Here is a 19505-nt window from a genome sequence, read left to right on the forward strand (position 1 = left end):
AAAAGCATGCAACTTTGATATCCCATGGATATCACCGCCGAGTCGCCACGCTGCAGGAATGCTGGATGATCGAAACACGCTTGCTCAGGCAGTTCATCGCCGTGGCCGAAGAGCTGCACTTTCACAAGGCCGCCCAGCGCCTGCACATGGCGCAACCACCGCTGAGCCAGGCGATCAACCGGCTCGAGGAAAAGCTCGGTTTCGGCCTGCTTCTGCGCAACAAGCGCGGGGTGCGCCTGACCGCAGCGGGTGCAGCGTTTCTCGACACCGCCTACCGCACGCTTGCTGAACTTGAACAAGGGATCGAGTACGCGCGCAACGTTTCTGCGGGCGTCAGCGGCAAACTGACCATCACGGCCATTTCCATCGCTTATTACGATTCGCTGCTCAACCGCTTGCGCCGCTTTCGGGAGACTTATCCAAACGTACAGCTGACCATCCGCGAGATGCCATCTGCCTCTCAGGCCAAGGCCTTGCTGGCCGGTGAGGCGGACATCGGCTTCATGCGCAGGCTACCGCTGCCGGCCGGCACCCTGGAGGCACGCTTGCTGCTTGACGAGCAGATCGTCATGGCGCTGCCCGCCAGCCATCCCAAGGCGCGGCACGAGGCTGTCGACTTGCGCGAGTTTGCCGATGAGGACTTCGTGTTCACCCCGCAAGCGCTGGGCGGGGGCTACCACGCACAGTTGGTTGCGCTGTGCGAGTCGGCCGGGTTCTACCCCAAGGTCGTGCAGGAAGCGGCGCAGATCCACACCCTGCTGGGTCTGGTGGCTTGCGGCTTTGGCGTGGCCCTGGTGCCGGAGTCGTTCGTCCGCTCGACCCCGCGCGAACGCGTGCGGTTTTGCCCGATCCGCCCTATCGGTGACCAGCCCGCCCCAGGGCTTGGGCTGTACATGAAATGGAGCGCCCAGAATGCTTCGCCAGCGCTGGCCAACTTCATTGCCATGTTCGAGACGCAGCAATAAGGCCATTTCTACAGGGTGTTCAGCCTCGCTTCGCGCAGCGCCACAGCCGACCGATATCACAGGCCCTGGCCTGCAACAGCTCGGCAGCATTTGCACACGCCTGCTCCAGGCTCATCGGTCCGCTGGCCAGGGCAAATGCAGCATCGACCCCATGGGCATACAACTGCTGATACCCCTCCCCCAAGGTCCCGGCCAGTACCACCACCGGCACGCCATGGCGCTTGGCAACCCGCGCCACCCCCATCGGCGTCTTGCCGCGCAGTGTCTGGGCATCGAAACGCCCCTCGCCCGTCACCACCAGATCTGCCCCTTGTGCCAGGGCGTCAAGGCCAGCCAGCTCAGCCACGACTTCCACCCCAGGGCGGAACTGCGCGTCCATGAATGCCCGGGCAGCGAAGCCCATGCCACCGGCCGCACCACAACCAGGGTAATCGCGCACATCCGCGCCCAACAGCAGCGCACAATGGTCGGCAAAATGATTCAGCGCGTGGTCCAGCGCCTCTACTTGCTGCGGGTTGGCACCTTTCTGCGGGCCGAAGATCGCCGATGCGCCGTTGGCGCCACACAAGGGGTTGTCGACATCCGCTGCGACTTCAAACTGCACCCCGGCCAGGCGCGGGTCGAGGCCGCTGGCGTCGATATGGGCCAGCTTGGCCAAGGCCAGGCCGCCCTCTTCCAGCGCTTGCCCGTCAGCATCCAGCAGGCGCAGGCCAAGCGCTCGCAACATGCCACTGCCGGCATCGTTGGTGGCGCTGCCGCCGATGGCCAGCACCACACGCCGAGCGCCGGCGTCGAGGGCTGCGGCAATCAGCTCGCCGGTACCCCAGGTGCTGCTGCGGCAAGCATCGCGCCGGCCTGTTGGCACCTGTTGCAGGCCACTGGCCTGGGCCATTTCGATGATTGCGGTGCGACTTTGCGGCAACCAGCCCCAGCCAGCCTCGACGTGCTGCCCCAATGGCCCGCGCACGGCCTGGCGGCGCAATTCACCGCGGCTGGCGGCCAGGATCACCTCCATGGTGCCTTCGCCACCGTCGGCCATTGGGCACTCGACCAGTTCAGCCTCCGGCCACGCTTCGCTCAGGCCCGCAGCGATGGCGCGGGCGACACCGGCAGCATCGAGGCTGTCCTTGAACGAGTCGGGGGCAATGACGATTTTCATGGGGTTTCTCCTGTCCTGATGAGCGGCATGCTGACAGGTGGCTGGCCAGGTGGCCTCAGTCAAATGCACAAAACGCCGGCCGGGTTGTTTGGGCAGATGCCTTTTTGCCTGTTCTGGCCCAACCGCCGGCAAGTGAATACTTCAGTCAGCTGGCAACAGCTGCAACCCCAGATACAAGCTAAGCATCCCTTCCAGGCGCAGCGGGTCGACCTCACCCAGCTCGGCTATGCGCTCCAGTCGATAGCGCAGGCTGTTGCGGTGGATGCCCAGGGCATCGGCACAGGACTGGCTCTGGCCGTCATGGGCACACCAGGCGCGCAGGGTGGTGAGTAACTGGCCACTGCTGTCCTTGGCGCGGATGCGCTGCAACGGCTCCAACAGCTCGTCCAGCGCATCGTCGTTACGGTGGCGCCACAGCAGCGCCGGCAGCCGGTAGCGCTGCAGGCTGAGCAATCGTTCGCTGGGCAACACTTCGCGGCCATAGGCCAGCAAGTCACGCACCCGGCGGTAACCACGGCGTAACTGCTCCAGGCTCTGCGCTGCACTACCCAGGGCCAGTCGCTCAATGTCCCAGCCGTGGCGTTGCAGGCGTTCCAGCAAGCGCAGTTCATCCAGTGCCACGCCTGCCGGGCGGCACCACAGCAACGACTGGCGAGCCGGGCTGACGCACCAGCTATCCGGATAACGGTTCATCAACCATGCGGCCAGCGCCTCGGCAGGTGGCCCGGAAGTAATCTCGAACAGGCACGGTATCCGCGGTAGCTGAGGTTTCAGGCCCAACTGACGGGCTTCGTCCAGCAAGCGCGGGGAGTTACCGCTGCCGCCGAGCAGTAGCGCCAGCAGGTCGTCACAGCGCTGCCTTCGCCATTGCTGGTCAGCCTGTAAATTGCGTTGGGCCAGCAGCATTTCGGCGGTCATGCGCACCAGCTCGCCATAGGTGCGCACCTGCTGCGGGTCGCCGGTCAGGCCCAACACGCCCATCAGCCGCCCATCGAGCATCAATGGCAGGTTCACGCCGGGCTGCACACCCTTCAGGCACTTGGCCGCGTCGCTATCCAGTTCGACGATCCGGCCATTGGCCAAGACCAGCTGCGCGCCCTCGTGACGGGTGTTGATACGCTCCGGCTCACCGCTGCCCAGGATCAACCCCTGGCTGTCCATGACATTGACGTTGCAAGGCAAGATGGCCATTGCCCGGTCAACGATATCCTGCGCCAGGTCATGGTCGAGTTCGAACATTGCGGGGTCCTTTAGGTGTTTGGCTTTTGGGCTCGGGCACAGCAGCCTGGGCCAAGCGCTGTGCAAAAGCACAAAGACAGGCTGGCCGCAGTCCCCGAGACTCGTCAGGGCGAGCGCCGGAACAGGCGACGCGGCGAAAACCATAACAACAGAGAACCCGATCATGGCACACAGCCCCGCCCCTGACCAAGGCACGGACACCACCCGCAACGCGCTGTACCGGCGTATCACCTTGCGGCTGATTCCGTTCATTTTCATCTGCTACCTGTTCAACTACCTGGACCGCGTCAACGTCGGCTTTGCCAAGCTGCAGATGCTCGACGCCCTTAAATTCAGCGAAACGGTGTACGGCCTTGGCGCCGGCATCTTCTTCATCGGCTACGTACTGTGTGGCCTGCCAAGCAACCTGGCCCTCAACCGCTTCGGCCCACGGCGCTGGATCGCGCTGATGATGATCGCCTGGGGCAGCCTGTCCACCTGCCTGCTGTTCGTCACCACCCCTGCCGAGTTCTACACCCTGCGCCTGCTCACCGGCGCTGCCGAAGCCGGCTTCTTCCCGGGTGTGGTGCTGTACCTCTCGCGCTGGTTCCCGGCGGCCCGGCGCGGCCGAATCATGGCCCTTTTCATGTCGGCGATCCCGGTATCGGGCCTGCTTGGCGGGCCGTTCTCCGGCTGGATCCTCGAACATTTCGCCGCCGGCCAGCACGGCCTGGCCGGCTGGCAGTGGATGTTCCTGATCCAGGGCCTGCCGACCGTGGCCTTGGGCGTACTGGCGGTGTTCCTGCTCAGTGACGGCTACCAGAAAGCTGCCTGGCTGAGCCCGGTTGAACGTCAGCTGATCGCTGCCGACCTGCAGGCCGATGCCGCAAGCAAACCGAGCACCACCAGCGACAGCGTGCTGGCCGTGTTGACCAACCCGCTGATCTGGACCTTCGGCTTCGTCTACTTCTGCATTCAGAGCGGCGTGTACGCGATCAACTTCTGGCTACCCTCGATCATCAAGAGCATGGGCTTCGACAACCCGCTGCTGATCGGCTGGCTCAGCGCCATCCCGTACCTGCTGGCGGGTGTGTTCATGATCCTTTGCGGGCGCTCGGCCGACCTGCGCAACGAGCGCCGCTGGCACCTGGTGGTGCCAATGCTGATGGGCGCCGTCGGCCTGCTGATTGCGGTGAACTTCGCCGGCAACCCGACTATTGCCATTCTTGGCTTGTCGATCGCCACCATGGGCGCGCTTACCGGTTTGCCGATGTTCTGGCCAATGCCGACTGCGCTGCTCAGTGCCGGAGCCGCCGTGGCAGGTCTGGCGATCATCAACTCGGTAGGCCAGATGGCGGGTTTTCTCAGCCCGTACCTGGTCGGGTTCATCAAGGACCAGACCGGCTCAACCGATGCCGCACTGTATTCGCTCGCGGCGTTGATCGTATTGGGTAGCCTGGTGGCCTTGCGTGTAACGCGAGCGGGTTCGCTGAGTACTGCACGGGCGAGTTGAGGCATTGGCGGGCTTGCCCACACCCACAGGTTTTCACGCCTGTGGGCGCGGGCAGCCTGCAAAGAGGCCCACCCAATCCACACCCTCCACCGATCGTCAGCTCAACGCATCCCCTTCCCGCCCCAGGCGTCAAATGGTTCCAAAGGCCCCTTTGGAGAAGCCCAATGACCCAGTACGCCGTGGCCCGCTTGGCCCAGCTCGACGAACACCGCCCCCTGCGCGTGCAGGCCGGTAGCGAAGAACTCATCCTCGTCCGCCAAGGGGAGCAGGTACACGCTTATCAAGGCAACTGCCCCCATGCCGGGGCCCCACTCGACGAAGGTGTAGTCTGCGGTGGCCTGCTGGTCTGCCCTTGGCACAAAGCTGCGTTCGCCGTTGACGACGGCGTGGTTTGTGAGCCGCCTGCACTCGCCGACCTGCGCCGCTACAAGGCGTGGATCAAGGGCGATGAAGTCTGGGTCGATGACCAGCCCCTGCCGGCAACCGAACCGCCCAGACACAGCGATGCCCGCTGTTTTGTGGTGGTCGGCGCCGGTGCCGCCGGCAGCGCCGCCGTCGCCACCCTGCTGGCTCATGGCTTCGCTGGGCGGCTGGTATGGATCGATCAGGAGCGCCAGCCGGCCTACGATCGCACAGCTCTGAGCAAATTCGTGATTGCCGGGCAGATGCCGCCCGATGAGGTTCCCGCGCTGCTCGAAGCCGACGCCCTGCGCAAGGGCCAGCTGGAGCGCAAGTACGGCAAGGTACGCACCCTGAACAGCCAGAAGCGCCAGGTCACCCTCGCCGATGGTCAGCAGATCGATTACGACGCCTGCCTGCTGGCAACCGGCGGTAAAGCACTGCGCCCAGACATTCCCGGTGCCGACCTGCCCGGGGTGTTCACCCTCCGCTCACTGGAAGATGCTGCACAGTTGCTCGATGCCGCCGAGCCTGGCCAACCAGTGGTCATCGTCGGCGACGGCTTCATCGGCCTGGAGGCAGCCTCGGCATTGCGCAAGTATGGCTTGCAGGTGCACGTGGTCTCGCGCCACGAAGTCCCTCTGGCCCGACAGTTGGGCGAGCGGATCGGGCGCTGCATTCGCGCGCTGCATGAACGAAAAGGCATCACCTTCCACGGCCCCACCGAGGTCGAGCGGATCGAAGGCCTGGACAAGGTCGAAGCGGTGCAACTGGCCAATGGTGAACGGCTGCAGACCCCCTTGGTGCTGCTCGGCACCGGGGTAAGGCCCGCCACCGCGTTCCTTCAAGGCGTGCCGCTTGGCGAAGACAAATCGGTGAGGGTCGACGCAGAAATGCGCGCAGCCGACGGTTTGTGGGCCGCAGGTGACATCGCCACGTTCCCGCTCACGGGGCGCCCGGTGCGCATCGAGCACTGGCGCCTGGCCCAGCAACACGGGGTGATCGCCGCCGCCAACATGCTTGGCGAACAACGCCGTTATGCCGATGTACCGTTCTTTTGGACCTACCAGCATGGCCGTACCTATGAAGTGCTAGGCCATGCCAGGGACTGGAACCGCATCGAATTCGTCGGTGAGCCGGAAAAAGGCGATTTCGTTGCCTTGCAGTGTGTGGATGAACGCGTCGAAGCCGTTATCGCCAAGGGTTACTCCGATGCCATGGCGACGCTGTCGCAACGCCTGAAGCGCCCATTGAGCCTGCAGGAGGCTTTGGCGCTCATTGGCTGAGGGGGTGCCTTTCAATGCTTCCCGGTTGTGTGTAAAACAGGTAGGTCAGCCGACTGCATAAGGACCCACGCGCATGATCTACCGCCCCCTCGGCCACAGTGGCCTGCAGGTTTCCGCCCTTACCCTGGGCAGCATGATGTTCGGCGAGCAGACCAGTACCGAGGATGCCCTGCGCATCATCGACAAGGCCTGGGACCAAGGCATCAACTTCATCGACACCGCCGACGTGTACAACGCCGGGCGCTCGGAAGAAATCGTCGGTGAAGCCGTGGCGCGCCATCGCCATGACTGGGTCGTCGCCAGCAAGGTCGGCTTCGGCCCGGCCGACGGCCTGCCTAACCGCAGCGGGTTGTCGCGCAAGCACATCTTCAATGCCGTGGATGCCACGCTGACCCGCATGGGTATGGACTACCTGGACATCTACTACCTGCACCGCGAAGACCACAAGGTTCCGCTGGAAGAGACCGTGCAGGCCATTGGCGACTTGTTGCGCCAAGGCAAGATCCGCTACTGGGGGGTGTCCAATTTCCGTGGCTGGCGCATTGCCGAGGTCTGCCATGTTGCCGAGCGCCTCGGTGTGCCCAGGCCGGTAGTCAGCCAGCCGCTGTACAACATCGTCAACCGCCAGGCCGAGCCCGAACAGCTCACGGCCGCCGCCGCCCATGGTCTGGGCGTCGTACCCTTCAGCCCGCTGGCCCGGGGCGTGCTCAGTGGCAAGTATGCGCCGGGCGCGGTGCCGGATGCCGGTAGCCGCGCAGGGCGGCAGGACAAACGCATCATGGAAGTGGAGTGGCGCCAGGAGTCGCTGGCGATTGCCCGGCAGATCCAGACCTATGTCCAGGCCAAAGGTGTGGGGATCGTCGAGTTTGCCATTGCCTGGGTATTGAACAACCAGCTGGTGAGTTCCGCAATCGTAGGGCCTCGCACCGAGGAACAGTGGGAGACCTATGGGGGGGCGCTGGCGGTGAAGATCACCGCAGAGGACGAGGCGTTCATTGACTCACTGGTGACGCCGGGGCATGCATCGACCCCAGGGTTCAATGATGTCGCGCATTATGTGAGTGGGCGGTTGGCACGCAGCTGAGCGTCTTCCTGTACTGGCCTCTTCGCGGGCAATGGGGGCCCAACGCCGGGCTCCCGATCCCCTTTTCACCGCGGCCCGATGCCTGGCTCATGACAGGACCTTGATGACCAGCAAATGCACCGGATAGAACAGGTAACCCCAGCGTCCCACCACGGGTACCCGCCATTCATCTTGCCGTAACAACAGCACCCCGAGCGGAATCGCCAGAGTTGCAGCAGTCAATGTCAGCACCGTGAACGGCGCCAACAGGTGCTCGCGCAACCAGCTATTGGTCAGATTGCCGCCCACAGCCAACAGGCAAGGCAACAACCCGGCAACCCCACCTTGCTTGCGCGCCATCAACCAGGCGCCCGGCAGCAACACCCCCGGCACCCCATACATCAGTTGCTCACGCAACAACCAACCCGCCAGCAGGCCGGCGGTGCCAAGCACGCGTGCCGATATCAAGGGGTGATGCACACCCCAGGCTACCACCAACCCCAATAACAAGGTCGGCATCACGCTGAATGTCTGCGAGCCACTGTCCAGCCAACGATACGCAGGCTCGGACAGCACCGCGAACATCAGCATCAGCCCCAGGTAGCGCAGGTTGCCACGGGTATACAGCGCCCCCGCACGGGCTCGCCCCACATTCACTGCAATCGCCAGGCAGAACAGCGGAAACGCCAGCCGCCCCAACACGAACAAGCTATCGGCCTCTGGCAACAGAAAACGCAAGTGATCGACGACCATGGTCATCATCGCCGTCCATTTGACCAGATCCAGCCCGGCCGAGCGCAAGCGCTAGCGCTCGCGCTCTACGGGGCTGACGCCCAGATAGCGTTCGGTCCACACTGCCAGAGGCAAGGGTGGTTGCTGTTCGATAATGCGTCGCCAGATCAACGCCAGGTCTGCACCACTGAACATCGAACCTGGGCCAGCGCCCTGGAACATCGAAGGCACATCGACAATCCAGCGCCCCTGGTTGTCACGGTGGGCCATGTTGAAACGGAAGGTGTAGTTGCCTGGAATACCCATACGCAGGTCGGTGACCACCAGCGCATCACCGATCTGGTCATATCGCAGCCAGTCATCGGTGAACCAGCGCAACCGCTGGTGCAGTGGGTCATCGCTCAGTGCTTGGGCAAGCTGCAGGTTACGTGACAAGCGCTGCATCTCTGGCGGTTGCCGGTCGAATGCACTGCTGATGCCTTCGTAGTAATCCCCTTCCGCAGTCTTGGCCAGCACCCGCCAGACCAGGCTGTTGAACGCGATCGGCACGGCGCGGACCTCGTTGGTAGCGATACCGCGCTGGTGCAGTGCCGCCTCGAAGCGCTGCTCGGCCGCCATGCGCCCGGCAAGGCCAAACCCTAGGTATGCGGTACTGAATACCAGCGCCAGGGTCAATAGGCGTTTAGCCCTGGCAGTCACGCCCTTGGCGATGGCATAGATGACCGCCAGCAGCAGTGGCACGGTATAGACCGGGTCGATGATAAACACCGCCGCCCAGCTTTGCGGGGTGCCTTGCAGTGGCCAGAAAAGCTGCGTGCCGTAGACCGTAAAGGCGTCCAGCAACGGGTGGGTAACCAGTACCAGCCAGAATGCGAGGAACAGCCTTGGCAAGGTATAGCCTTTGCCAGGCCAGCATTTGTTGACCAGACAGGCCAGCAGCAAGGCCAGCCCAGTTAACACGAACAGCGAGTGGGAAAAACCACGGTGGTAGGTCATCTGCGACACCGGGTCGGCATAGCGAATGATCACATCCAGGTCCGGCAGCGTGCCCAGTGCTGCACCATACAGCAGCGAGCGTCGGCCCTGGATGCGCCCGAGCACGGTCCCTTGCAGCGCCGCGCCAAGTACGGCTTGGGTGATGGAGTCCAAGGTGGGGATTCCTGAAAGAGTCGTTTCCGCACGCTACCCCCATACACCCCTGATGCGCAATTCTCCTGGATGGCTCAGAACAGCTGCCAGGTGTACACCAGCGTCAGGCGGTTCTCGTCGATATCACTGCGGTAGTTGGAGCGCGCCATGGCGTTCCTCACCCGAATCCCCAACCCTTTCAGTGCCCCGCTCTGCACCGCATAGCCGATATCCAGGTCACGCTCGCGGTCACGCCCCTCGTAACCCAGCCCGGTGTCGACATTGTTGCCGGTTATGTAGCGCACAGTCGCTGTCAGGCCCGGCACGCCCATGGCGGCGAAGTTGTAGTCGTAACGTACCTGGTACGAGCGTTCGTCGGTGTAGGCAAACTCATAGGTCGGCACCTCGTTGCCCAACGGCGAGATGTTGGCAAATACCCGTGGGAACGGGCTATCGCCATAAATGCCCTGGTAGCCGGCATGGAAGCTGTGCCCGCCATGCCGGGCAGTGAACAGCGAGAAGAACGCCTGGTTGTCGATGTTGCCCAGCAGCGCATCGCCTTGCTCACGCGCGGTGAAATAACCCAGGTTGGCACTGAGTACCCAGTCGCCGACGGGTTTGCTGTGCTTCAGGCCAACAAAGCCTTGTTGGTAGATGTCCTCCAGCTGACCGTACCAAAGGCTGACGCTGCTCTGGTTGGCATTGAACGCATAATCCCCACCCACATAGTTGAACGCGTCGCTTTCGGCCTGTCGCATCGGCACATGGCCGAGCATCGCGTTCATCTTGCCGTCGCCACCTTCGTTGCGCAGGTGGGTGCTTTTCAAGTGCCCGGCCTGCATAGTCAGCCCGTCGATTTCCGACGAGCTCAAACTCACGCCCTGATAGGTGGGTGGCAACAGGCGAATATCACTGAAGGTCAGCACCGGCAGGTTCGGTTGCAGTTCACCTGCACGCAGTTCGGTTTTTGATATCCGGGCCTTGAAGGTCGGCGCCAGGCGGCTGTACTCATCGGCAGCACGGCCGTCACCGTGCACCGGCAACAGGCCGGTGTTGGTGCGGTCTGGACTGCTGTCCAGCTTGATGCCCAGCAAGCCCAGGGCGTCCACGCCAAAGCCGACCTGGCCCGGGGTGTAGCCACTTTTGAAGTCGAGGATGAAACCCTGGGCCCACTCCTCGGCCTTGGACTGTTTGTTGGCCCCGACAATGTCGGAAAAATCGCGGCTGAAGTAGTAGTTACGGGCACTCAGGGTGGCCTTCGAGTCCTCGAAGAAGCCGCCTTCGGCAGCCAGCAGTGGCTGGCTGAGCAATGTCAGGCCCAGGGCAACGCAAGGGGTGTGGTTCATTCCGAAGCTCTCTTGATCTTGTTTTTATGGGTAAAGCGTTGGAAACACGGCAGTTCATGGAGTACGGCGCAGCACCTCCCGGGCACGTGGCTGGCGCAGCCTCAGCAGCGCGTGCGCCAGCAGGCCGAACAGCAGCCCCCAGAACGCTGCCGACAGGCCCAGAAAAGCCACCTCCGAAGCGGTGACCAGGAAGGTGAACAGCCCGGCGTCGCGCTCGGCCGGTTCTGCCAGGCTGCGGACCAGGGCTTCGCTGATGGCGCCATACAGGGCCAAACCGGCCAGGGCCGCGATCAGTACGGCGGGAAAGGCGGCGAACAGCGACATCAAGGTGGCCCCGGCAATGCCCAGTAGCAGGTACAACGCACTGCCAGCCACCGCAGCTACGTAGCGCCGTTGCGGGTTTTCATGGGCCTCATGGCCGGTGCACAGGCTGGCGGTAACCGCCGCCAGGTTCAGCCCGTGGCAACCGAACGGCGCCAGTAGCGCTCCGATCAGGGCACTGGCGCTGATCAGCGGGCTGGCCGGCGTGGGGTAGCCAGCGTTGCGCAGTACCGCCATACCCGGCATGAATTGCCCGGTCAGCGCCACCAGCACCATCGGCAGCGCCAGGCTGAATACCGCCGCCAGGCTGAACTGGGGGGTGATCCACTGAGGTGAGGCCAGTTCCAGCACCAGTGCCTCGCTGCGCAACGTACCGCTGGCCACGGTCACCAGCATGCCCACGCCCAGCACCGCAGCCACGGCATAGCGCGGCTGCACCCGACGCATCAGCACGTAGGTGACGAACATCGCCAGTACCAGCAGCGGTTGCACCGGCAAGGCGCGGAACACCTCGATGCCAAAGCTGAACAGGATCCCGGCCTGCATACCGGCAGCGATAGAACCCGGCAGGCGCGCGATGATGCGGTCGAAGGCCCCGCTGATGCCGATCAGCAGCAGGACCAGGTTGGCCACCAGGTAGGCGCCCACGGCCTGCGCCAGGCCCAGTTGCGGCAAGGCGGTGACCAACAGCGCCGACCCCGGGATCGACCAGGCGATCACTACCGGCACGCGGTAGCGCAGGCTGAGCAGCGCACCGAGCACCGCACTGCCCATGGACACGGCCCAGACCCAGGATGACAACTGCTGGTGCGACAGGCCGGCCGCTTCGGCGGCGTGGAAAATGATCACCAACGGGCCGGCGTAGGAGATCGTCGTGGCAATGCTGCCGGCGACGATGGCCGACACAGAGCAGTCCTTGATCAGCGTATTCATGTAGCTTCTCGCAAGCCAGCGGCCGGCCTTTGTGGCGGGCTCTTGTTTGGGTGTTGGCTGCTTCGCGGGCTTGCCCGCTCCCACAACGACTGCACAGGCTTCACCTGTGGGAGCGGGCATGCCCGCGAAACAGCCCACTCGGTGGATCAGGCCTCCTGCAAAGCCCGCGGCCGCCCGCTTCGCTGCTCATCAGCACCGCCCTGGGCCTGCTGCAACTGGAAGTCGAACTTCAGCTCGGCATGCCGACCCTCCGGCCCTTCGACGAACACCACCTCCCCGACCAGCCCATCCCGTGTGGCATAGGCAAAGTCATCCCACAGGTACTTGTCCCCCGACAGGTTTATCTGCGTGGTCAGATGCCGGTACCCTGGCGCCGAGATAAAGAAGTGCACATGCGCCGGGCGCTGGCCATGACGGCCCAGCAGGTCCAGGCATTCCTGGGTTGGCCCCTGCGGGTCGCAGCCATAGCCCGATGGCACGATGGAGCGCGCGCGGTAGCGCCCCTGGGCATCGGTAACGATGCGCCGACGCAGGTTGTACGCCGACTGGCTTCGGTCGAAGAACGAGTAGGTACCACGGGTATTGGCATGCCACAGGTCGACCGTGGCACCCGGCAGCGGGTGTCCGTGCGGGTCCAGCACCTGGCCTTCCAGGAACATCACCGTGGCCACGCCCTCCTCGCTGCCGTCGTCCATGCGCACTTCACCTTGGGCAATCGGTGCGCCAGCCACGTACAACGGGCCTTCGATGGTGCGTGGGGTGCCGCCAACGCGCCCTGCCTCCTGGTCCTTGGCATCCTGCAGCAGGTCGAGGAAGTGTTCGATGCCCAGCCCCGCCACCAGCAACCCGGCTTCGCCGCGACCGCCCAGGCGGTTGAGGTAGTCGACGGCGTGCCAGAACTCGTCTTCGCTGATGTCCAGGTCTTCGATCAGCCGCGCGGTATCCTGCAGCAGGCGCTGCACGATGCGTTTGAGGCGGGGGTTGCCGGCCGCATTACCAAAACCTGCGGCCTCCTCGAAGAACTGCTGTACCTCGGCAGTATGGGAAATGTTCACGGTCATGGGGGTTACCTCGTCTTGTTCTGTTCGGTTCAGGCCTGCGCCGCCAGGGCCTGGGCGTGGCGCCGACCACTGGCCAGGTGCACGGCCATGGCCAGCGCAGCGATGGCGCCAGGGATGGCAAAGGCGATGAAATTGAGTTGCAGTGGCAGGTTGATGCCCATCAGCGCACCGCCCAGCAGCGGGCCGACGATGGCGCCATTACGGCCAATGCCCGAGGCCCAGCCCAGGCCGGTAGAGCGCACCGACAGGCCGTACATCTGAGCGGCGCCGGCATACAGCAGAATCTGCGTACCAATGGTGGTGGCGCCGGCAATGAAGATCAGCAGGTACAGCACCGGCATCGGGCTGTTTACCCCCAGCAGGCTGATCGACAGTGCGGCGGCAATGAAGAACGCCACCTTCACCTTGACCAGGTTGTAGCGGTCGCCCAGCCAGCCGCCGAGGATCGCCCCGGCCATGCCGCCAAAGTTCAGTGCCAGCAGGAATGACAGGCTTGAGCCCAGGCTGTAGCCGGCGTTGGCCATCAGTTTTGGCAGCCAGGAACTCAGTGCGTAGACCATCAGCAGGCAGCAGAAGAACGCAACCCACAGCGCCAGGGTGCGAATCGCCAGGCCATTGCGGAACAGTTCCAGCACCGAAGCGCCGCTGCCTTTGCGGTCGGCCGCCTGAAGCACATCATCGGCCTGGACATCGCAGTCCGGGTCCAGCCGTTTGAGCAGTGTGCGTGCTTCCTCGATACGGCCTTGGCGCACCAGGAAGCCGATGGATTCAGGCAGGTAGTAAAGAATCACCGGTAACAGCAGCAGAGGCACCGCTGCGGCGAAGAACATCGACTCCCAGCCAAAACGCGGCAGCATGAAGATGCCGACACCTGCCGACAGCATGCCGCCCAGCGAATAGCCACTGAACATGATCGCCACCAGCGTGCTGCGCAGGCGCTTGGGCGCGTATTCGTTCATCAGCGCCACGGCGTTGGGCATCAGGCCGCCACAGCCCAGGCCGGCGATGAAGCGGTAGATGCCAAACTCGCTCGGGCTGCTGGCAAAGCCGTTGAGGATGGTCGCCCCCGAGAACAAGGCGAAACAGATGGCAATGCCCTTCTTGCGCCCGATGCGGTCGGCCAGGCTGCCGAAGGCCAGGGCGCCGAACATCATGCCGAACAGCGCATAGCTGCCCAATGCACCAGCCTGCAACGGGGTCAGGCCCCACTCTTTCATGATGACCGGCAGTACCACACCGTAGATGAACAGGTCATAGCCGTCGAAAATCAGCAGCAGGCCGCACCAGGCCATGACCATCCAGTGAAACGGGGTAAAGCGCGCATTGTCGATGATCGGGTGTACGTCAAGGGTTCGCATGGCATCTGTCGCTCTTGTTTTTGTTGTGGAAGAAAGCTTTTGCCTTGAGGTTGCGGTTCAGCCCAGGTCGCCGCCTCCTACCGGCAGGGTCACGCCGGTGATGTACGAGGCTTCGTCGGACGCAAGGAACAGAATGGCCCCCACCTGCTCGTCGATGCTGCCGTAGCGGTGCATCAGGCTGCTGTCGAGGGTCTGGTCGACGATCTGCTGGTACCAGTGCTTTTCCTGCTCGGTTTGCTCTGCACTGTTGCGCGGTACGCGCCGGGGCGGCGCTTCGGTGCCGCCGGGCGCAGTGGCGTTGACGCGGATGCCCCGGCCGGCGGTTTCGAAGGCCAGGCAGGCAGTGAGCGCGTTGACGCCCCCCTTGGCTGCGCCGTAAGGCACACGGTTGACGCCGCGGGTAGCGATGGAAGAGACATTGACGATGGCGCCACTGCCACGTTCGAGCATGTACGGCAGCGCGGCGTGGCAGCACCACAGGGTGGGGAACAGCGAGCGGCGCACCTCGGCCTCGATCTGCTCGACTTCATAGTGTTCGAAGGGCTTGGCCCAGATGGTGCCGCCTACGTTGTTGACCAGGATGTCCAGGCGGCCATGGGTTTCCACCGCACTGGCCATGACCCGGGCGCAATCGGCGTGTTGTTCCAGGTCGGCGGTGAGGGTGAGCATGCCCTCGCCAGCCAGTTCGTGGACCAGCTCGGAACGGTCTACCGCCACCACTTGCGCGCCTTCAGCCTTCAGCCGCCAGCACACGCCCCGGCCGATGCCTTGGGCGGCACCGGTGACCAGGGCGACCTTGCCTTGGAATCTGTTGTTCATATGCAAATCTCCAGTTCGCGAGAGACCCTGTGGCAGCAATTGTCTTGCTCAAAGCCGGAAAGGCTGCGCGATCACTGTGGGAGCGGGCATGCCCGCGAACACGGGCGAAGCCCGCGCCATCCACCGCGCTGCCTGCTTCGCGGGCTCGCCCGCTCCCACAGGGTCGGCGTATTGCTTTGAATCAGGGGGCGTCAGGCCGCAGCCGCAAACTTCTCGTAGTAGAAGTTGGCCGGGGTAATGCCCTGCTCACGCACGTACTGGCTGACCGCTTCCACCATGGGTGGCGGGCCGCACAGGTACACATCCACATCGCCGTCATTGAGGTGGCGTGGCTCGATGTGCTGGGTGACATAGCCCTTCTGCGGGTACTGGCTGTCCGGGTTGGCGACGCAGGCGCTGTAGGTGAAGTTGGGGATACGTGCCGCCAGCGCTTGCAGGCGGTCGAGTTCGACCAGATCAAAGTCGTTGGTCACGCCGTAGATCAGGTGCAACGGGTGCTCGCTGCCCTGCTCGGCGATCTTCTCCAGCATCGCGGTGAACGGTGCCAGCCCGGTACCACCGGCCAACAGCAACAGCGGGCGCTGGATCGGCCGCAGGTAGAAGCTGCCCAACGGCCCGGCCAGGCTCAGGCTGTCGCCGGCTTTGGCAAGGTTGGTCAGGAAGCTGCTCATCAGCCCACCCGGTACGTTGCGGATCAGGAAGCTGACTTCGCCGTCCTTCTGCAGCGAGCTGAACGAGTAGGCCCGGCTCTGCTCGCTGCCCGGCACCTTCAGGTTGACGTACTGCCCCGGGAGGAAGGCCAGACGGCTCAGGGCCTCACCCTTGATCGACAGGGCAATGGTGCTGACTGACAGCTGGCGCACATCGCTGATGGCGGCCTCGAAAGTGGCCTGCTCGGTCTTGCACAGCTGCGACGAAGCCGGGATGCGGATGACGCAGTCGCTTTCGGCACGCATCTGGCACGTCAGCACGTAGCCTTCGGCGATTTCGTCTTCGCTCAAGGCGTCTTCGATGAAGTTGTCGCCAAGGTCATAACGACCGGACTCAGCCTTGCACTTGCAGGTCCCGCAAGCGCCATCACGGCAATCCAGCGGAATGTTTATGCCTTGGCGGTATGCGGCGTCGGCCACGGTTTCCTGACCGGTGGCTTCAATGAAACGGGTAACCCCGTCTTCGAAATTCAGTGCGATCTGGTAGCTCATGTTGCACCTCGCGGGCGAGCCGGGCCACGGCGCGTCACAAGACGCACCGGGCAATGCTCGAAAAACCCTGTATCAGATGTGGTAGATGTCGATGACCTGGCGGACGTAGTCGTTCTTCAGCACCACCTTCTTGGCCTTGATCAGCGGCTGCTCGCCGCGCAGGTCGAGGGTGTAGAAGCTGGTGCCGAAGTAACTGTCGGTGGTCTTGTAGCGGAAGCTCAGGGTGTGCCAGTTGAAGCGCACCTGGCAGCTGCCCTCGCCCTGCTCGACGATCTCGATGTTGCTGATGTTGTGCGAGGTGCGGGTGTCGGGCACGGTCGCACTGGAGCGCTCGGTCTTGATGCGGAACACACGGTCTTCCAGGCCGCCACGGTTGCCGTACCAGATCAGCGAGATTTCGCTTTGTGGGTCTTCGGTGAGGGTGTCGTCATCGTCCCAGCTCGGCATCCAGAAGCTGGCATCGCTGGCATACAGTTCCAGCCACTGGTCCCACTGGGCATCGTCCAGGTAGCGCGCTTCGCGGTACAGGAAGTCGCGCACGGTGTCATACAGGCTCATTGCACGGCCTCCACGGGGATCAGCTGCTGTTCGTCCTTGAGGGCCTGGATCATGGTGTCCTGCCAGTACTTGTGCTGCAGCACGAACAGGCCTTCGTCCTCGGTGCGCACGCCCGACAGCAGGGGTTCGAGTTCAATCTCCTTGGCCGCCTCATCGGCGCCTTCTACCCAGTGTTTGGCGCCACGGGACATGTCGTTCCAGCCAGTGCCGCCGCCATAGCCAGTCTGGCACGAGCGGAATTCTTCCAGGTCGTCCGGGGTGGCCATGCCGCTGACGTTGAAGAAGTCTTCGTACTGGCGAATACGCTTGGCGCGGGCATCGGCGCTCTCGCCTTTCGGCGCGATGCAGTAGATGGTGATTTCGGTCTTGTTCACCGAAATCGGCCGGGCAACGCGGATCTGCGAGCTGAACTGGTCCATCAGGTACACGTTGGGGTACAGGCACAGGTTGCGCGAGTTTTCGATCATCCAGTCGGCGCGCGCCTGGCCGAAATCAGCGGCCAGCTGGTCGCGGCGCTCATAGGCCGGGCGGTCTTCCGGGTTGGCCCAACGGGTCCACAGCAGCAGGTGGCCGTGGTCGAAGGAATAGAAACCGCCGCCCTGCTTGGCCCAGGCGCCAGCACTCATGGTCTTGATCTCGTCACCCGCCTCGCGCTGCTTGCGCTGGTTCTGGGTGGCGGCGTAGTTCCAGTGCACGGAGCTCACGTGGTAGCCGTCAGCGCCATTTTCGGCGGTGAGCTTCCAGTTGCCTTCGTAGATATACGAGCTGGCACCGCGCAGCACTTCCAGGCCTTCAGGCGACTGATCGACGATCATGTCGATGATCTTCGCCGACTCGCCCAGGTGCTCGACCAGCGGCTTCACGTCGGCGTTCAGGCTACCGAACAAAAAGCCCCGGTACGACTCGAAGCGTGCCACCTTGGTCAGGTCGTGGGAGCCGTCGCAGTTGAAGCTGTCGGGGTAGCCGGCGTTGCTGGGGTCTTTCACCTTCAGCAGTTTGCCGCTGTTGTTGAACGTCCAGCCGTGGAACGGGCAGGTATAGCTGGAACGGTTTCCGCGCTTGTGCCGGCACAGCATGGCACCGCGGTGGCTGCAGGCGTTGAGGAAGGCATTGAGCTCACCGTCCTTGTTGCGCGCGATGAAAATCGGCTGGCGCCCCATGGTCAGGGTGAGGAAGTCATTCTTCTCGGGGATCTGGCTTTCGTGGGCCAGGTAGATCCAGTTGCCCTCGAAGATGTGTTTCATCTCCAGGTCGAACAGCCGTGGGTCGGTGAACATCTCCCGCTTGCAGCGGTAGATGCCCTTTTCACGGTCGTCCTCGAGCATGGCATTGAGGTAGTCGAATCCCAGGGACATGGCCAGGGTCTCCCTTGTTATTGTTTAGACCTGGTCAGGTTAGGGAGACGGCTGGCGGGGGGCTATCCGGATTGTGCAGAGTGTTATCCAGTTTTGCCGGGCGCTCGTATTTCTGGGGCCTGCCGTTTGGGGTCATGTAGCAAACTGCTAACATTCTTCATAGTAGTGTGCTCGCTTCCTGTGCCTTGCCGTTTGGGGTCATGCAGCCAGCTGATAGCATTCTTCATAAGCGTGTTCTGGCTTGTTGCGCCCTGCATTATTGTGTCGAGTGGCGCAACGACCGCGAACGCCTCCATTAAATTAGCCCCTCCGGGCAGAAGTTTAACATCTTGACCTAAGTATGGTCCGAGGCGGCTAGATAGCGTCACTGCTGTACCTTTCACTAATAATTTTTGAGCATTTTGACCAATGCGGTGAATTCATGATTGGCTGTATTTGATCCCCGTAACCGCGCCCAAGACCGTTGATAGTGCCTACCACTTTCTTACTTACAACATGATCAGCAAACCCTGCATGTGCTCGAACACTTGAAAGTTTTGGTAAGTTTAAGAGATGTTTCATAGTGTCCCGCTTTTCCGGGATTGTCTCCAGCCTAGTAGGCCTGGAAACCTTACGGAACTGACGGTGCCCGCTCGGGTCCGTATTATTAACGGGATCCCCACCACAATAAGCATAACAATTCAACCCTCCAGCCCCTATTGGGCTCAGGCTATCAGGACTGTGAAATCTCATCAGCACCGGATTGAACGCACGGTATCCATCTCCCAACAGGTAATGCCCGGTGAAAGACTCTTTTCTCTGCCCGTTGTAGCGCAATAGCGATGCTGACTGCACGTCTATATCTTGCCCGTAAACTGTGTATTGCAGCGGACGAGAGGAAAACAGACAGACAGATCCTTGGTTGTTGACGCCGTAGAACGCTGCCTGTCCATCATCACGCTGAGCCAGCGCCTGCCCTGCAGCCCGCACAAAAGCAGAAGTCCCTAAGCCGGTATGGTTGACCAGGACGAGGCCTTCGGGAGAGTAAAAATAGAACTGCTTCTGTTGAGTCGACATGGTTACCACCTTTACCCAGGGCAAGGTAAATGG

At 62.9% G+C, this 19505-nt stretch carries 16 protein-coding genes and 1 pseudogene; 4 read left to right on the forward strand and 13 right to left on the reverse strand.

The genetic code is table 11. The annotated features are described in order from the left end of the window. The first annotated feature begins 65 nt into the window (after positions 1 to 65). On the forward strand, positions 66 to 965 hold the full coding sequence (locus N5D53_RS01080) for a LysR substrate-binding domain-containing protein (protein WP_104961719.1): 900 nt from the start codon (positions 66 to 68) through the stop codon (positions 963 to 965). A 19-nt stretch (positions 966 to 984) separates the two neighbouring features. Here the strand turns inward: N5D53_RS01080 and N5D53_RS01085 are convergent, their stop codons facing one another. Further along, the gene (locus N5D53_RS01085; protein WP_190869252.1) at positions 985 to 2124 is read right to left on the reverse strand and encodes a glycerate kinase; all 1140 of its coding nucleotides are present in this window, start codon (positions 2122 to 2124) and stop codon (positions 985 to 987) included. Between the two features lie 141 nt (positions 2125 to 2265). Continuing rightward, on the reverse strand, positions 2266 to 3363 hold the full coding sequence (locus N5D53_RS01090; protein WP_190869253.1) for a sugar diacid recognition domain-containing protein: 1098 nt from the start codon (positions 3361 to 3363) through the stop codon (positions 2266 to 2268). Positions 3364 to 3526: 163 nt separating this feature from the next. On the opposite strand from N5D53_RS01090, the gene N5D53_RS01095 reads away from it, so the two are divergent. The 3 genes from N5D53_RS01095 (at position 3527) to N5D53_RS01105 (ending at position 7624) form a co-directional block, all read left to right on the forward strand. Continuing rightward, entirely contained in the window at positions 3527 to 4855 is a 1329-nt protein-coding gene (locus N5D53_RS01095; RefSeq protein ID WP_190869254.1) for an MFS transporter, read from the forward strand. 164 nt (positions 4856 to 5019) lie between these two features. Then, complete coding sequence (locus N5D53_RS01100; RefSeq protein ID WP_104961723.1) at positions 5020 to 6540, forward strand: FAD-dependent oxidoreductase; 1521 nt, start codon at positions 5020 to 5022, stop codon at positions 6538 to 6540. Between the two features lie 73 nt (positions 6541 to 6613). Then, positions 6614 to 7624, forward strand: coding sequence for an aldo/keto reductase (locus N5D53_RS01105; protein WP_190869255.1), 1011 nt, complete (start codon positions 6614 to 6616; stop codon positions 7622 to 7624). Positions 7625 to 7711: 87 nt separating this feature from the next. On the opposite strand, the gene N5D53_RS01110 is transcribed toward N5D53_RS01105, so the two are convergent. The 11 genes and pseudogenes from N5D53_RS01110 to N5D53_RS01160 form a co-directional block, all read right to left on the reverse strand. Further along, positions 7712 to 8404: a TraX family protein gene (locus tag N5D53_RS01110; protein ID WP_104961725.1), complete on the reverse strand. Its 693-nt coding sequence runs from the start codon at positions 8402 to 8404 to the stop codon at positions 7712 to 7714. Between the two features lie 3 nt (positions 8405 to 8407). Continuing rightward, complete coding sequence (locus N5D53_RS01115) at positions 8408 to 9484, reverse strand: metal-dependent hydrolase (protein WP_190869256.1); 1077 nt, start codon at positions 9482 to 9484, stop codon at positions 8408 to 8410. 74 nt (positions 9485 to 9558) lie between these two features. Next, positions 9559 to 10809: an OprD family porin gene (locus N5D53_RS01120; RefSeq protein ID WP_180690042.1), complete on the reverse strand. Its 1251-nt coding sequence runs from the start codon at positions 10807 to 10809 to the stop codon at positions 9559 to 9561. A gap of 54 nt (positions 10810 to 10863) precedes the next feature. Continuing rightward, the gene (locus tag N5D53_RS01125) at positions 10864 to 12063 is read right to left on the reverse strand and encodes a benzoate/H(+) symporter BenE family transporter (RefSeq protein ID WP_274139681.1); all 1200 of its coding nucleotides are present in this window, start codon (positions 12061 to 12063) and stop codon (positions 10864 to 10866) included. Positions 12064 to 12209: 146 nt separating this feature from the next. Beyond that, positions 12210 to 13124, reverse strand: a complete 915-nt coding sequence (gene catA, locus N5D53_RS01130; protein ID WP_104961729.1) for a catechol 1,2-dioxygenase — start codon at positions 13122 to 13124, stop codon at positions 12210 to 12212. Positions 13125 to 13153: 29 nt separating this feature from the next. Next, a complete protein-coding gene (locus N5D53_RS01135) occupies positions 13154 to 14482 on the reverse strand; it encodes an aromatic acid/H+ symport family MFS transporter (RefSeq protein ID WP_104961730.1) in 1329 nt (442 codons plus the stop codon). 57 nt (positions 14483 to 14539) lie between these two features. Further along, positions 14540 to 15301: a 1,6-dihydroxycyclohexa-2,4-diene-1-carboxylate dehydrogenase gene (locus N5D53_RS01140; RefSeq protein WP_104961731.1), complete on the reverse strand. Its 762-nt coding sequence runs from the start codon at positions 15299 to 15301 to the stop codon at positions 14540 to 14542. A gap of 191 nt (positions 15302 to 15492) precedes the next feature. Further along, positions 15493 to 16503: a benzoate 1,2-dioxygenase electron transfer component BenC gene (gene benC, locus N5D53_RS01145; protein ID WP_104961732.1), complete on the reverse strand. Its 1011-nt coding sequence runs from the start codon at positions 16501 to 16503 to the stop codon at positions 15493 to 15495. Positions 16504 to 16575: 72 nt separating this feature from the next. After that, a complete protein-coding gene (benB, locus tag N5D53_RS01150; RefSeq protein WP_004576276.1) occupies positions 16576 to 17061 on the reverse strand; it encodes a benzoate 1,2-dioxygenase small subunit in 486 nt (161 codons plus the stop codon). Then, the gene (benA, locus tag N5D53_RS01155) at positions 17058 to 18416 is read right to left on the reverse strand and encodes a benzoate 1,2-dioxygenase large subunit (protein ID WP_004374325.1); all 1359 of its coding nucleotides are present in this window, start codon (positions 18414 to 18416) and stop codon (positions 17058 to 17060) included. The genes benB and benA overlap by 4 nt, the downstream gene beginning before the upstream one ends. Before the next feature lie 624 nt (positions 18417 to 19040). Then, positions 19041 to 19472 (reverse strand): annotated as a pseudogene (locus tag N5D53_RS01160) (RHS repeat-associated core domain-containing protein); the annotation flags it as partial. Positions 19473 to 19505: the final 33 nt, after the last annotated feature.

Origin of the sequence: Pseudomonas sp. GD03862, from assembly GCF_029840855.1 — a bacterium.
GTDB classification, from domain to species: Bacteria; Pseudomonadota; Gammaproteobacteria; order Pseudomonadales; family Pseudomonadaceae; genus Aquipseudomonas; species Aquipseudomonas alloputida.